We start from the raw sequence: 15,578 nt of genomic DNA, 5'->3' as shown, positions 1-15,578 counted from the left end.
TGCAGCCCCTATGCAAAAGGTGAAAATTCCCATCACTCTTGATCCTTGCAGAGCAGCTCAACGCAGACTTAGTTATGACGGCGTTGTTCAGCTTGAAGAACTTTCTCGCTTAGAGCAAGTTGTGCAAGATCAAACTGGTGAAATAGCGGTAGACATTCATTGCAGTAATGATGAACAAGGGTTGGTTGTAATTCGCGGTTCTTTCCGTGCACATCTGACCGTTATTTGTCAGCGTTGTAATGGAGATTTAGGGTTGGATTTGGAACATGACTTTGCTTATTCACCGGTTAAAGCGGGTGATGAGTCGGACCATCTTCCTGATTGCTACGATGTGGTTGAACTGGATGAAGAAGGTGAAATAAATCTTCGTCAACTTATAGAAGACGAGCTTATTTTAGCGATTCCTATAGTGCCAACTCACGACGAAGCATCTTGCGCTTATTCCGAAGAGCCTGCGAGCTTTGGTGAAGTAGTCGCAACAGAGAGCAAACCAAATCCATTTGAAATTTTAAAACAACTTAAGAAAGATTCTTAGGAGAAGGCTAATGGCTGTACAAAAAAGCAAAAAGTCTCGCGCAAGACGTGGCATGCGCCGTTCACACGACGCAATCAGTGGACCAGCTCTAACTGTAGATCAGGTTTCTGGTGAGACTCATCTTCGTCACCACGTGACTGCTGATGGTTACTACAAAGGCGAAAAAGTAATTTCTAAATAAGAGATTGCTTTTATGCTGACTCATCTAACCATTGCGTTAGATATGATGGGGGGCGATTACGGCCCCCGTTCATCTATTCCAGCCGCAATTTCTGCGGTACATAAATACCCTCATCTTACATTGCTTCTTTGTGGCGATGAAGTAAGTATTTCTAATGCCTTAAGAAAGCACAAGGCAGACTCCCACCCTAGGCTAATCATAAAGCATTGTAGTGAAGTTGTTTCCAATAACTGCGAACCAGCCCAAGCGCTTCGTAATAAAAAAGACTCTTCAATGCGTGTGGCTTTAGATTTAGTAAAGAACAAACAAGCACAAGCTTGTGTTAGTTCTGGTAATACTGGTGCACTGTTATTGATTGCACACTTTGTGTTAAAAATGCTTCCCGGCATTAAAAGACCTGCACTCATTTCTGCCGTACCAACTGAAAAAAAGCAGCCTGTTTATTTATTGGACTTAGGTGCGAATGTGCATTGTGATGCGCAAACATTGTTTCAGTTTGGCATTATGGGCAGTATTGTTGCTGGTGAGACCTGTAAAGGTGATAGGCCAAAAGTCTGTTTGCTTAACATTGGCTCTGAGGACATTAAAGGCAATGACACAATTAAAGAAGCCGCGAATATGATGAAGGCAACACCTCATATTAACTACACAGGTTTTTGTGAAGGCAGTGATATGTTTTCTGGTAAGGCCGATGTTGTAGTTTGTGAGGGGTTTGTGGGCAATGTCGCACTGAAAACATGTGAAGGTATTGCTAAACTTATTATGCATAAGTTTACAAAAGCGTTGAAAAAACGTTTTTTCTACCGATTATTAGCCGTATTACTCAGTCCAATCATAAAAAAACTCTACAGAAGGGTGAACCCCGACCAGTATAACGGTGCAAGTCTGGTAGGATTGCGTGGTATTGTTGTGAAAAGTCATGGAAATGCTTCGAACAAGGCGTTTCTTGCTGCAATCGAAGAAGCTATCAGAGAAGTTGAAAAACAAGTTCCTGAAAAAATAGAAGCGACCTTCGAACAAATTGCATTAGATGAAGAACACTCGCCATCGTCCCTCAAAAATTACTGACTTGGGGTGAGGGTGGCATAACTATTATTATAAAGAGCATTATATGTCACAGAAAATTGCACTTTTATTCCCAGGTCAAGGCTCACAAGCAGTTGGTATGCTTGCTGGGTTACTTGAATCATCAGAAATTGTAAAAGCAACATTTGCAGAAGCTTCAGAAGCGCTGGGTTACGACTTAGCGAATTTAGTTGTAAATGGTCCTGCTGAAGAACTAAATCAAACTCATCGTACACAACCAGCACTATTAACTGCGAGCGTTGCTGTTTACCGCGAATGGGTAGCAAACAATTCAGAAGTTGAGACTGTTTTAGCAGGTCACAGCTTAGGGGAATACTCAGCATTGGTGTGTGCTGGTGTATTAAGCCTGGCTGAAGCTGTAAAACTGGTTGAAAGTCGTGGTCTATACATGCAAGAAGCTGTGCCAGCAGGCGTAGGTTCAATGGCTGCTATCATTGGTCTTGATGATGACAAGATCCAAGCAATTTGTGCCGAGCTTTCGGGTGAGCAAGTTGTAGCGCCAGTGAACTACAACTCTCCTGGTCAGGTTGTTATTGCAGGTCATAAAGAAGCGGTTGAAAAAGCCTCTGAAGCGTGTAAAGAAGCGGGCGCTAAACGCGCACTTCCATTAGCTGTAAGTGTGCCTTCTCATTGTGAATTAATGAAGCCTGCTGCTGAAAAACTGGCTGCTGATTTAGAAGCACTTACATTTAATGTACCGAAAGCAAGCGTAATCAATAATGTTGACGTTGCTATGGAGACAGAAGCAGCTCCAATTAAAGATGCATTAGTACGTCAACTTTACAGCCCAGTACGTTGGACAGAAACAGTTCAAGAACTAGCTAAACAAGGTATTTCACAAACTTATGAATTTGGTCCTGGTAAAGTACTGAGTGGCCTAGTTAAGCGTATTGATAGATCAATTTCTTGTGCGTCAGTAAGTGATGCGGCTGCAATTGAATCTGCTAAATAAGAAGAGATAAAGAATGAGTAATCTATTTTCGTTAGAAGGTAAAATTGTTTTAGTAACAGGTGCAAGCCGTGGTATTGGTAAATCAGTTGCTAATGCATTAGTTGCACAAGGTGCGATTGTTGCGGGTACTGCGACAAGCGAGTCTGGCGCTGAAAAAATCAGTGAATATTTAGGCGAAAACGGCAAAGGTTACGCGCTGAATGTGACAGATGCTGATTCAATCACAGCAACATTAGCGGCTATTAAAGCTGATTTTGGTGATATTGACGTGCTAGTTAATAACGCAGGTATCACACGTGATAACCTACTTATGCGTATGAAAGACGATGAGTGGAATGACATCATCGATACCAACTTAAGCTCTATCTACCGTCTTTCTAAAGCGGTTCTTCGTCCTATGATGAAGAAAAAAGCTGGTCGTATCATTAACATTGGTTCTGTTGTGGGCACAATGGGTAATGCAGGTCAAGCAAACTATGCAGCTGCAAAAGCGGGTGTAATTGGTTTTTCTAAATCTCTAGCACGCGAAGTCGCTTCTCGTGGTATTACAGTAAACGTTATCGCACCAGGTTTCATTCAAACTGACATGACTGATGAGCTAACTGATGAGCAAAAAGCAGCAACGCTTGCTAACGTACCTGCAGGTCGTTTAGGCCAGCCAGAAGAAATTGCAGCTGCTGTATGTTATTTAGCGTCTGATGCTGCTGCGTACGTATCAGGTGAGACTTTGCACGTAAATGGTGCGATGTACATGGTTTAATTGCGATAGATCATAAAAAGCACTCAATTAATTTTTTATGATCTTGCAGCAATCTTACTTGAAATTGCTATTAAAATGAGCGATAAAAGTATAAATTAATTTATAACAGGTTTGACCAGATCAAAATATCTGAGCAAATCCTTGAAACCCAGAATTATGCGCCGTACACTACGCCGCAATCTGAAAATAACGCAAATGCGTTTTAATAAAGGAAAGAAGAATGAGCGATATCCAAGAACGCGTAACGAAAATCATTGTTGAGCAACTAGGTGTTAAAGAAGAAGAAGTTAAAAACGAAGCGTCTTTCGTAGACGACTTAGGTGCTGACTCTCTAGACACTGTTGAGCTAGTAATGGCTCTAGAAGAAGAGTTCGACACTGAGATCCCTGATGAAGAAGCAGAGAAAATCACTACTGTTCAAGCAGCGATCGACTACGTTACTGCTCACGCTGAGTAATCAAACGTATCACTTGGGGCAGCATTCGCTGCCCTTAGTCTTTTCTACCCCCTCATAAAAATAATCAATCCTTTTGGAGGAAACCGTGGCTAAACGTCGAGTCGTAGTAACTGGCTTAGGTATGTTGACGCCGCTAGGTAATGATGTTGCATCAACCTGGCAAGGCTTACTAGAAGGCCAAAGTGGCATTTCTAACATCACGCACTTTGATACCACAAATTTTGGAACTAAATTCGCAGGTCTGATCAATGATTTTGATGTCACTGAATACATGCCGAAGAAAGAAGCCAAAAAAATGGACTTGTTTATCCAATATGGTGTTGCAGCAGGGGTTCAAGCTTTAAAAGACTCCGGTCTTGAAATCACTGACGAAAATGCACCCCGTGTTGGTGTCGCTGTAGGTTCAGGTATCGGTGGTTTAACATTAATCGAAGAAAACCATGTAAAACTACTTAATAGTGGCCCACGTAAGCTGTCACCGTTTTATGTGCCTTCGACAATTATCAATATGATCTCTGGTCACCTGTCTATCATGCATGGCTTGAGAGGTCCAAATATTTCAATCGTAACTGCTTGTACAACAGGTTTGCACAACATCGGCCATGCTGCGCGCATGATTGCTTATGGTGATGCAGATGCGATGGTTGCAGGCGGTGCGGAAAAAGCATCTACGCCAATTGGTATGGGTGGTTTCAGTGCAGCACGTGCACTTTCAACACGTAACGATGACCCACAAGCGGCTTCTCGTCCTTGGGACAAAGACCGCGATGGTTTTGTACTTGCAGATGGTGCGGGCGTGATGGTACTTGAAGAGTACGAACATGCAAAAGCACGCGGCGCAAAAATTTATGCTGAGCTAGTTGGCTTTGGCATGAGTGGCGATGCATTCCATATGACGTCTCCACCTGAAGATGGTTCAGGTGCAGCGCTTGCGATGGAAAATGCCCTTAAAGATGCGGGTATAAACGCTGAAAAAGTGGGTTATATCAATGCTCACGGTACTTCAACGCATGCGGGCGATAAAGCTGAGACGCAAGCGGTTAAGTCTATCTTTGGTGCAGCTGCTGATAAAGTAATGGTTGGTTCATCTAAGTCAATGATGGGTCACCTACTCGGTGCCGCTGGCTCTGTTGAGTCAATTATCACGGCTCTATCTTTACATGACCAAAAAGTATCACCGACCATTAACCTAGATAACCCAGACGAGGGGTGTGATCTAGATTATATTGCGCACACAGGTCGTGACGCAAAACTTGAGTACGCTTTATGTAACTCATTTGGTTTTGGTGGAACCAATGGCTCGTTGCTATTTAAAAAGGTATAATCCTTAAATACGGCGACAAACTATTAAAGAAAGCCTGGCAACGCCGGGCTTTTTTGTGATTAAAATGAGCTTAAAAATAACAACGACAATCACACCTCAAGACCGCGGTTTTCAATATGGCGATGGCTTTTTTACCACTGCTGCCATTAAATCAGGCAAAGTTCAACACTTGGACTTGCATTTCACACGCCTGCAATCATGTGCCAAAGCACTATATTTTCCAAAAATTGATTGGCAACAACTGCAATCCGAGTGTAAAAAGCTTGTATCAGAGCATAAATTAGCTGTGTTAAAAGTAATTATCACCAGAGGTGAGGGAGGTCGAGGTTACCAAGCCCCTGATAATCCAAGCCTAAATGCGATTGTTTCTATACTTCCTTTCCCAACACATTATGCTGATTGGCAGGCGCAAGGGATCAAAGTAAGCATTTCAAACGTAAAGCTTGGTCATCAGCCATTGTTGGCTGGCTTAAAAACACTAAATAGACTTGAACAAGTGCTCATCAAACAAGATGCCAAGCAGTTTATTGATAGCCATGATGTGGTAGTGTTAGACATTAATAATCAAGTGATTGAAACATCAGCAGGAAATTTGATTGGTTTTAAACATGGTGAGTTATTTACACCAAAATTATCAAAAGCGGGCATAAAAGGTGTTTATCTCAGTGCATTACAGCAAGTAAATACCATCACCGAAGTTGAAGAGAGTACTGTTTTTTGGACTGATATGGACGCGTTGTTTACTTGTAATAGTTTGATGGAGTTAGTGCCAATTATTCAATTAGATTCAAAAAAGTTTGAGCTTGAAGCAGCTTTAATCGTCAAACAGAGTTTAATGAGTTCCTTACATGCTTAAGAAGATAACCGCAGTCTTTGTACTCATGATGTTATTTGCTGCCATATTCATTCAACAGCAAATAACACACTTCAAGCAATTACAGCTAACTAATATCCCTGAGCTGTTCGAAGTGAAACGTGGTACAGGTGTTCATCGACTTTGTAATGATTGGTTAACGAAAGGTAATATTGAATCGTGTTTTGCACTGCAAGTATATGCCAAGTTATATCCTGCAAATACTTCGCTAAAACCAGGTTTATATGAACTGCAAAATTTAACCGTATTAGAAACCATTGACAAAATTCACCAAGGCCAGCAAAAACAGTTTAGTTTTACCGTGATCGAAGGTGACACTTTAAAAATGGTCCTTAATAAGCTCAAATCGGCTGACTTCATCGATTATGATATTGACGAAGCAAAGCTTTCAGAGCAATTAGAAGTGACTAAAAATGCGGAAGGCTGGTTATTACCCGAGACTTATTTTTATCATGCAAATGACAGCGCATTGTCGATAATTACACGTGCGCATGACGCAATGAAAACTGAGCTAGCGCAAGTTTGGGAAAATAGAATGGCTAATTTGCCACTTCAAAATGCTTATGAGGCGCTTATATTGGCATCTATCATTGAGAAGGAAACAGGTTATGCTGGAGAGCGCAAAAAAATAGCTTCAGTGTTTATTAACCGACTAAATAAGAATATGCGTTTGCAAACTGATCCTACGGTAATTTATGGATTGGGAGAGCGATTTGATGGTGATATTAAACGCAAAGACTTAAAAGAGTATACGCCTTATAATACATACAGAATAAATGGGTTACCGCCAACACCTATTGCCATGCCATCTAAAGAGGCGATTATTGCGGCGACTCAACCTGATACAACCGACTACTATTATTTTGTTGCCAAGGGCAATGGTCAGCATCAGTTTTCAAAAAGCTTAAAGGACCATAATAAAGCCGTGAGGCAATATATTTTAAAGAGAAGTAATGACAGCTAAATTTATTGTGATTGAAGGCCTTGAAGGGGCGGGTAAGTCAACGGCAATGCAAATTTGCCAACAGTTTCTTGCAGACAAGAAAATTGATTTTATTAATACCCGCGAGCCGGGTGGTACACCAATGGCTGAAGCACTTCGAACGCTTGTGAAAAATCAGTATGAAGAAGAAGTGGCAGGTGAAACCGAGCTACTTATTATGTACGCAGCACGGGCGCAGTTACTGCATAATGTTATCAGACCCAGTCTTGCTGCCAATAAATGGGTGTTGGGTGACAGACATGACATGTCTTCTCAAGCTTATCAAGGCGGTGGCAGAGGTTTACCTCAAGCAACCTTGAATAGTCTTTCAGATATTGTGTTACAAGGTTTGAAACCAGATCTCACTCTATATTTGGATATTTCTCCCGAAGTGGGACTGTCACGAGCACGTGGGCGCGGAGAACTCGACAGAATCGAGTTAGAGGCAATAGAGTTTTTCGAAAAAACTCGTTCGCGTTATTTAGCATTAGCTGAATCGGACGAAAACTGTGTGGTCATAAATGCAGAGCAAGCGATGGATAAAGTGCATGCTGATATCTTGGCAGCATTAGAAAACTTTTATCAGCAGGTTAATTTGTGATGATGCCTTGGTTAGAGCGTCCTTGGCAACAGCTCAATACGAGCTTTAAAGCGGGTCGCTTTCATCATGCTCAGCTGCTTGCTGGGTTGCAAGGAGTAGGCAAGTTAGCATTAGCACAGGGACTAGCTGATGCCATCTTGTGTGAAAATACTTCAGAGCTTTTGGCATGTGGCCAATGTAAAAGTTGCGCCTTAATTGCAGCACAAACTCACCCTGATAAACTGCTTGTCAGCTCTGAGGGTGCGACTATAGGTGTCGATGAAATAAGAGCAATCGCCGATTTCATCTATCATTCGGCGCAGCAAGGTGGCAACAAAGTGGTTATTGTTCACCAAGCGCATAAGATGACGCATTCAGCGGCAAATGCGTTACTTAAAACACTTGAAGAGCCCAATGCTAAACGCTTTTTGATTTTAACCTGTGATGATGTCGCACAATTACCAGCGACGATTGTGAGTCGCTGTGCAAAGAGTAATGTAGCGGTTCAATCCCAACAACAAGTAAGGGCGTGGTTGATTCAGCAGCTAGGTGATTATGTCGACCAACCATGGATTGATTTATTTGTATCGCAGCCTTTAAAAATTAAACATTGGATTGAAACTTCGCAAGTTGAACAAATTAATCAATTATTTAATAGTATTGAGAGGCTCGGACATGATACAGATGTGTCAGAATGCGTTGAACTATTGATGAAGTCTCCAGAACTGGTGAGTGAGATGAGCTTATTTGTTCAAGAGAGAATAAAACAACGCTTATGCGAAGGCGCCGATTTTTTTAAAATAACGGCTTCACAGCGTGCATTAAGTGAGTTTATAAAGGATCATCAACAAATTCCCGGCTTGAATTTACAGTTGGCCTTGCTTAAGTTGTTTACATCATTAAAGCAAGCTTTGCAGTAGGAGAGCACTATGCAAGTATTACTTCTAGATTTTGAAGATTTTGACGAGTTATATCGTTGTTATATGCCCGCTTTAAAGCATGGCGGCTTGTTTGTTAAAACTAACTCACGTTTTGATATGGGACAGCCTTTATCGTTGCGCGTAACTTTGCCTGATGCATTAGAAGAGGATGTCATTGAAGGCAAAGTAGTATGGATAACACCGCAAGGTGCGCAAAATTCAAATCCACCAGGCGTGGGCGTTGGCTTTTCTGAGGGGAATGAAACAGTCAACGATAAAATCATAAAGTTGCTGGGGACAGCACTTAATTCAGAAAAACCCACCTACACCATGTAAGAGTAGTTATGATTGTAGATTCGCACTGCCATTTAGATAGATTAGATTTTGATAAACTTGGTTTATCACTTCCAGAAGCATTAGATGCAGCAAGACAAAAGCAAGTCGAGCACTTTTTATGTGTTAGCGTCACATTAGAGCAATTCCCCAGCATGCTTGAAAAAGTTCAAGCATTTGATGATATTTCAGTCTCATGTGGTGTGCACCCACTAAACCAAGATCAAGCTCTAGATAAAAGTCAGTTATTGTCATTGGCTCAACACGATAAAGTGGTTGCGATTGGCGAAACGGGCCTAGATTATTACTACTCAAAAGACACGCATTCTGTGCAACAAGAGAGTTTTGTTGGACATATTGAGGTGGCTAATGAACTACAAAAGCCGCTGATCATTCATACCCGAGATGCCCGAACTGATACCATAGATCTAATGAAAGCTCATGGTGCCGATAAATGCGGTGGTGTTTTGCATTGTTTTACAGAAGATTGGAACATGGCAAAGCAAGCACTTGATTTGGGTTTTTATATTTCAATCTCAGGTATTGTGACATTTAAAAATGCGGTTGAATTAAAAGAGGTGGTGAAACAAATTCCACTAGATAGATTACTCATCGAAACTGATTCTCCTTACCTTGCACCAGTGCCTTATCGTGGCAAAACCAATCAGCCAGCTTATGTGCAAGATGTTGCTTATTATATTGCTGACTTAAAAGGTATCACATATAAAGAGCTCGCAACGGCAACAACCAACAACTTTTATGATCTATTTAGCTTAGCCAAGCGCAAATAATCGTCATGTCAGTTGTAAACACACATCTTCCAGAACTTTTACTTGGCCCGATGGTTCGTCGGGCCGAAGTTAACAATGTGTGTTTGCAACTTGTTACCTCAATGCCTCGGGTTGTACGTTTTGAGTTTACAGGCGCTGAGGTTGAAAACGAAGTACTCGAAATACCACTGGGTAAGCATTGTTTTTTTTACATAGTGAATGTGAAACCAAAAAGTGGTGAGCTTATTGCTGATACAGCAATAGGTTATACGTTGTATCTCGATGACATTAAAACGGATTTATCAGCTTATTGCTACTTTCATACCGATACGCCTGAATTTGTGGTCCCAAATGTTTTAAAGCAAGTGTTACACGGCTCTTGTCGTAACCCGCATTATCCAGTTGAAGATTCATTGGCGAGTGCAGATCATACGTTGGCTGAGGCAAGAGCTCATCAAGAGTCAGCACCTTCGCTATTATTACTCTCAGGCGATCAAATCTATGCCGATGATGTTGCCGGGCCAATGCTTCAAGCCATCTATGCTGTTATTGAGCAACTCGGTTTGTTCAAAGAAGCCCGAACTGAGTATATAAATTTACCTGATAATTTATCTGAGCAATTATTTGCAAGAACGCCACATTTACCAAAAACAGCATGGCAAGAACGTTCAAAACGCAGTTTAGGATATTGGCTTCGCAAAGATGACCCACATTTTACCAGTGCGCATTCAGTCAATCATCTTATCTATTTAGAAGAGTATATTGCTTATTATTTATTAGCGCATAGCGAAGTGTGTTGGCAGTTTTTTGATTTTGATAAAGCAAATTTTCAGTGCCCGGTCACAAAATATACTGAGCTATATGAGTTACAAAAAACCAGTTTAAAAGAGTTTGTGAAGAGTTTACCGAAAGTTGCGAGGTTGTTTGCCAACATTTCAACACTGATGATGTTCGACGATCATGATGTTACGGATGACTGGAATCTCACAGCTCAGTGGGAACAAAATATTTCGTCAAACCCCGCAAGCCAACGAATTATCAGTAATGGCTTGCTGTCTTATTGGCTTTTCCAAGGGCTTGGTAATGACGCAGGTTTAATGTCTAAAACACTTTTCACCCATTTCAGCTCTAGTCTAAAGACAGGTGAATGGCATCTGACTAAATTTGATACTTACCTCCACCAGTTTGATAACTGGCATTATTGCCTTGAAACAACGCCGAAACTGGTTGTACTAGATACTCGTACGCATCGCTGGCGTAATGAGCAAGACTTTAATGAGCCTAGTGGTTTAATGGATTGGGAAATGCTGATGTTTCTTCAAACTCAGCTGCAGCATCAAAAAGAAATAATTATAGTTTCTCCAGCGCCAGTATTTGGGGTGAAAGCCATTGAAGCGGTGCAAGCCATTTTCAACGCCTGTGGTCACCCTTTGGTTGTAGACGTTGAAAACTGGATGGCCCATGAAGGGGCAGCCCGAAAGCTTATGGACATATTTAGACGCAGTGACACACCGATTGAAACAATTATATTATCTGGTGATGTGCATTATTCGTTCTGTTTTTCTGTTCAAGCGCGTTTTGGGCAACACGATAATCGCATCTGGCAATTGACCGCATCAGGCATCAAAAATGAGTTCCCTAAGACGCTATTGAAATGCTTTGACCATTTAGATTCGTTTTTATATGCCAGGTGGAGCCCGCTTAACTTTTTTACTAAACGTTGGCAAATGAAAGTCACTAAACACCTATGTCGTTCTGAACAGTTGCGTTCACCCTACCTCTTGTCTCATGCATCAATTAGCTTAATAGAGTTAAAAGATAATAAGTTATCTGGTTACTATCTTTTGCACTCAGATGGTACAAAAAGTGATTTTGAGCTTTGATGCTCCCTTTTGTTGATTCAGTTAAAGCTTATCGTATGTTCATGTTCAAAGAGATACCGTCACGAAGCATCACTAGAGCTAGTATCTAACACTTAATTAATTGGGTTGGTAGAAAAACTTGTCTATTTTTTAGTGAGTTTTAATAGCTTTGCTATATTTAAAACACTTTGATGTGTTTGATGGCAGGGTATGAGAGCAACAACTTTATCTTTTCTATTTCTGCTTGTTTTTAGTCCTCTTACGTTGGCGGTTCCTCAGTTTACTGACACCGCTCAGATCATGCGTTCTTATGACTATAGTGCAGGCCTTACACAAAGTTCGATAACTGCACTTGCTCAAGATCAGTTCGGTTACATCTGGGTAGGCACACAAGCAGGGCTGAATAGATTTGATGGTCATGAATTTAAACAGTTTCGCCCAAAGCAACAAGATAAAAACAGTCTTTCAGGCGGTTTTATCACTGATATCTGTATTAGTGATCAAGATGTTTGGATTGGAACACATACAGGAATAAGTCGATACAATACATTAAACGGCCGATTTACCTCTTTCTTGGCCGGTGATTTTGACACGATCACATCTGATAGGGTGAATGATTTAACCTGTGAGAGTAGTCACGTATTAGTCTCTACAGCCAATGGTGAGAGCTATCAAATAAACAAAAGTACGTTGAAAGTGAGTAACTCAGGACTGAAAGGTAATTTTATTCGTTCACCACAAACGCAAAATAACTATACTTTTTATCTTACAGACAAAGGCTTAATGAAAATCAACGAGCAGCAACAGCCCAAATTACTGCTTGAAGGCGAGTTTAAAATACTTAAAGTCAGAGAGCAAAGAGCGATCTTATTTACCAAAAGTGAAGAATTAATAGTTTATGATTTGTTATACGACAGAGTTTTATGGTCTAAAACGTTTGCAGAAGTTGCGAATATCACGCTCAATAATCTTTACGTTTCTACGAACGAAATTTTACTGGCAACCAATAATGGCGTCTATTTATTTAAATTCGACGGTACATTATTAAACCATTGGTATAAACGTCAGCAATCCAATGGCCTACAAGATAACAATATCCTATCGGTCATGAGAGATAAAAATAAAGGGCTGTGGATAGGAACTGAAACTCGAGGATTGCATTTCTTTAGCCAGCTGAGTGAGTCTTTTGGTCATGTTAGCTCTGATAATTACCCTGATTCTCCGTTAGCTACACCAGATACACGTACATTTGCAATCGACCAGTTAGACAGAATATGGGTTGGTACGTCTGCAGGTGTATATATTTTTAATGGTGAAGGGTTTATCGAGTCGCAATTTATTTATAAACCATTAATTGCAGTACAGGGCAGTTTTGTCACTAAGTTATTTATGTATGAGTCAGAATTATGGATTGCAACACGTGGTAATGGCGTTTTTAGATTTTCGTTAGACACTGAGACTCTAGAGCATTTTAAGCCTGACTTTGGCAATGGCCCAGAACTAAGCTTCAATGATATAACAGTATATGATGGCGTATTGCTGCTTTCATCAAGAACGATGGGACTGATGTTTTATAATGAGAACAATAATAAGCTCATGCCATACTTTGCAAGTTCGCTCGATGCTCCTTCTCATGTTTCATCCATGCTGGTTGTTAAAGAGGCACTGTGGTTCGGAAGTATAGGAAATGGTTTATTCCGCTATAAAGGAGATGAATTACAACAAATCAGTACTTCTGATGGCTTATTGTCGAATTTGGTTTTTATGCTTGTACAAGATTCGTATGGAAGAGTATGGGTAGCAAGTGAGCAAGGAATAACGCTCATTCATAATGACTTTAGTATTGAACGCACTTTTACTCAAAACGAAGGGTTAAGTAATACAGCGATTTGGGGGCTCATATATGATGGTGTTGGGCATGTTTGGGCAGGTACGAGCGGTGGGCTAAGTCGCATTGATATAAGCAACTTTAATGTGCATAACTTTTCTCCAACAGATGGGATCCAAGATAATGAGTTTAACTACAATGCGGCATGGTTAGCGCCAGATGGCCGTCTATTTGTGGGTGGAGCAAAAGGATTCAACCAATTTTATCCTCAAGAACTTGATGTTGATAACTCAGCAAGGCCTTTATTAGTAAGCGAGATAGAGCTATTGGGCGAACCTTTGAAACCAGCTGAGGATGCGGTTTTATCTGTTGCCCCAGAACTAGCTGCAGGGCTCGTTTTAGCACATAACCAAGACATAATTTCCTTGAATTACTCTAGTTTGGACTACGGGGCTGAACAAAATCAGTTTTACTATCGAGTTATTGGTTTGAGTGAGCAATGGCTGAAACTTGCAAGTGGGGTAAGACAAGTTAGTCTATTAAAGCTAAAACCCGGTGACTATGTCATAGAGGCTTACACTATTAATCGGTTTAATGTTGCTTCTCCGGTGCATCAATTTTCGATTAGTATTGCAGCACCTTGGTGGTGGAATACGACCTCAAAAAGCTTTTATATCTTTCTAATATTAGCACTGATAGCTTCTATTGTGTATGCCCGCCAGCAGCGGTACAAAAAGGTAGTTCGAGACAACATAAAAATGTCAGAACTAAGACAGCGTTTAGAGTGGTCACTTTGGGCCAGTGGGGATGAGCTTTGGGATTGGCACGTTAACAGTAATAAGATATATCGACATACCGTGTTTTCAAAAGTTGATTATGGTGATGCGGGCTCTGTGATGACAATTGATGATTTTGATCAGTTTGTACACCCAAAAGATTGTATTTTGGTTGAGGAGAAAGTTCGAGAATGTATAGAAGGAAAAACTGACAGCTATGAAATTGCAATACGAGTCAAAGACTTGTTCGAACAGTGGACTTGGGTACTTGATCGAGGAAAAGTGGTAAAACGTGATGAGAACGGTAAAGCTACACGAATTGCCGGTGCGTTGAAAGATATTGCGGAATTAAAGAAAAACCAAGATGCTCTACAAACGTTAAACGAACAGCTAGAGATAAATGTCGCAATGCGAACTGATCAACTCTATAAAAAGAATCAGAAGTTAGAACAAGCAATGATGGAACTACAGCATACCCAACAAGAGTTGATCGAAAGTGAAAAAATGGCGTCACTGGGTGGGCTAGTTGCGGGTGTTGCCCATGAGATAAATACACCTTTAGGAGTTGCATTGACGGCGCTCACATATAACCAAGAAAACTTGGCAACAATTGAAAACAAATTAGCGAATAAATCGTTAAGGCAACAAGACCTCGATAATGCAATCAATGAGCAAAACCAAGGTTATGCTTTAATTTTAAGGAACCTAGATAGAGCGCAAAGTTTAATCAGTAATTTCAAACAAGTTGCTGTTGATCAGTCAAGTGAACAAGCCAGAAATATTTTTATAAAGTCTTATTTAAGGGAAGTATTTGACTCTCTCGTACCACTTACAAAGGGTAAGCAAATAGAGATAGTCATAGTAGGTGAGGACTTTGAATTACACACCTATCCAGGTGCAATTTACCAAGTTATTACTAACTTTTTGAACAATTCGATGATCCATGGTTTTGAAGGGATGGGGACTGGCAAAATAGAGGTGTCTCTTGCGCGTGAAGGTAATTATTGGCTTATGAGTTATACAGATAACGGCAAAGGAATGAACTCAGAAATACTTAAAACGGTATTTGATCCTTTTGTAACGACTAAAAGGAATCAAGGTGGGTGTGGTTTGGGGATGCATATTGTTTACAATTTAGTTACGCAGCTTTTGAAGGGAGAAATCAAATGTAGTTCCACATTTGGGGAAGGTATCTCTATAAAACTAAAATTACCTACTGAGTTACTTTAGTGCTCGCTGAAAGTTTTCAATTTGAAATTTTACAGCAAAACATATATTGACCTGCCTAAAGCGAATAAAAATATTGCTTAATATCAACTTTTCAAGTGCACAGCATTTTAATGTGTTACCCGATTTTA

Annotated in this window: 15 protein-coding genes; all 15 read left to right on the top strand. The window is 40.6% G+C overall.

The window, feature by feature from the left end:
• The first annotated feature begins 10 nt into the window (after window positions 1-10).
• The 15 genes from yceD (at window position 11) to PP2015_RS09950 (ending at window position 15,450) form a co-directional block, all read left to right on the top strand.
• Complete coding sequence (yceD, locus tag PP2015_RS10020) at window positions 11-535, top strand: 23S rRNA accumulation protein YceD (protein WP_058030135.1); 525 nt, start codon at window positions 11-13, stop codon at window positions 533-535.
• Between the two features lie 10 nt (window positions 536-545).
• Complete coding sequence (gene rpmF, locus PP2015_RS10015) at window positions 546-716, top strand: 50S ribosomal protein L32 (RefSeq protein WP_058030134.1); 171 nt, start codon at window positions 546-548, stop codon at window positions 714-716.
• 12 nt (window positions 717-728) lie between these two features.
• Window positions 729-1,784, top strand: coding sequence for a phosphate acyltransferase PlsX (plsX, locus tag PP2015_RS10010; protein WP_058030133.1), 1,056 nt, complete (start codon window positions 729-731; stop codon window positions 1,782-1,784).
• Window positions 1,785-1,827: 43 nt separating this feature from the next.
• Entirely contained in the window at window positions 1,828-2,754 is a 927-nt protein-coding gene (gene fabD / locus PP2015_RS10005; RefSeq protein WP_058030132.1) for an ACP S-malonyltransferase, read from the top strand.
• Window positions 2,755-2,767: 13 nt separating this feature from the next.
• Complete coding sequence (fabG, locus tag PP2015_RS10000; RefSeq protein ID WP_058030131.1) at window positions 2,768-3,514, top strand: 3-oxoacyl-ACP reductase FabG; 747 nt, start codon at window positions 2,768-2,770, stop codon at window positions 3,512-3,514.
• Window positions 3,515-3,734: 220 nt separating this feature from the next.
• Window positions 3,735-3,971, top strand: coding sequence for an acyl carrier protein (acpP, locus tag PP2015_RS09995; protein ID WP_058030130.1), 237 nt, complete (start codon window positions 3,735-3,737; stop codon window positions 3,969-3,971).
• 85 nt (window positions 3,972-4,056) lie between these two features.
• Window positions 4,057-5,295 (top strand): beta-ketoacyl-ACP synthase II, encoded by a 1,239-nt coding sequence (gene fabF / locus PP2015_RS09990; RefSeq protein ID WP_058030129.1) that lies wholly within the window; start codon window positions 4,057-4,059, stop codon window positions 5,293-5,295.
• 64 nt (window positions 5,296-5,359) lie between these two features.
• On the top strand, window positions 5,360-6,151 hold the full coding sequence (gene pabC / locus PP2015_RS09985) for an aminodeoxychorismate lyase (RefSeq protein ID WP_058030128.1): 792 nt from the start codon (window positions 5,360-5,362) through the stop codon (window positions 6,149-6,151).
• Entirely contained in the window at window positions 6,144-7,133 is a 990-nt protein-coding gene (gene mltG / locus PP2015_RS09980; RefSeq protein ID WP_058030127.1) for an endolytic transglycosylase MltG, read from the top strand. Before pabC ends, mltG begins: the two co-directional genes overlap by 8 nt.
• A complete protein-coding gene (gene tmk, locus PP2015_RS09975) occupies window positions 7,123-7,752 on the top strand; it encodes a dTMP kinase (protein ID WP_058030126.1) in 630 nt (209 codons plus the stop codon). The genes mltG and tmk overlap by 11 nt, the downstream gene beginning before the upstream one ends.
• On the top strand, window positions 7,752-8,651 hold the full coding sequence (holB, locus tag PP2015_RS09970) for a DNA polymerase III subunit delta' (protein ID WP_058030125.1): 900 nt from the start codon (window positions 7,752-7,754) through the stop codon (window positions 8,649-8,651). Before tmk ends, holB begins: the two co-directional genes overlap by 1 nt.
• A 9-nt stretch (window positions 8,652-8,660) precedes the next feature.
• On the top strand, window positions 8,661-8,987 hold the full coding sequence (locus tag PP2015_RS09965) for a PilZ domain-containing protein (protein WP_058030124.1): 327 nt from the start codon (window positions 8,661-8,663) through the stop codon (window positions 8,985-8,987).
• Between the two features lie 8 nt (window positions 8,988-8,995).
• Window positions 8,996-9,775 carry a TatD family hydrolase gene (locus PP2015_RS09960; protein ID WP_058030123.1) on the top strand — a complete coding sequence of 260 codons (780 nt, stop codon included), beginning with the start codon at window positions 8,996-8,998 and terminating at the stop codon, window positions 9,773-9,775.
• A gap of 5 nt (window positions 9,776-9,780) precedes the next feature.
• Window positions 9,781-11,637: a metallophosphoesterase family protein gene (locus PP2015_RS09955; RefSeq protein WP_058030122.1), complete on the top strand. Its 1,857-nt coding sequence runs from the start codon at window positions 9,781-9,783 to the stop codon at window positions 11,635-11,637.
• Between the two features lie 189 nt (window positions 11,638-11,826).
• Entirely contained in the window at window positions 11,827-15,450 is a 3,624-nt protein-coding gene (locus PP2015_RS09950) for a sensor histidine kinase (protein ID WP_058030121.1), read from the top strand.
• The last annotated feature ends 128 nt before the right edge of the window (window positions 15,451-15,578 follow it).

This window comes from Pseudoalteromonas phenolica (assembly GCF_001444405.1).
Lineage (GTDB): Bacteria > Pseudomonadota > Gammaproteobacteria > Enterobacterales > Alteromonadaceae > Pseudoalteromonas > Pseudoalteromonas phenolica.
Note: the sequence above shows the minus strand (reverse complement) of the source record. Positions and strands in the feature narration are given on the sequence as shown.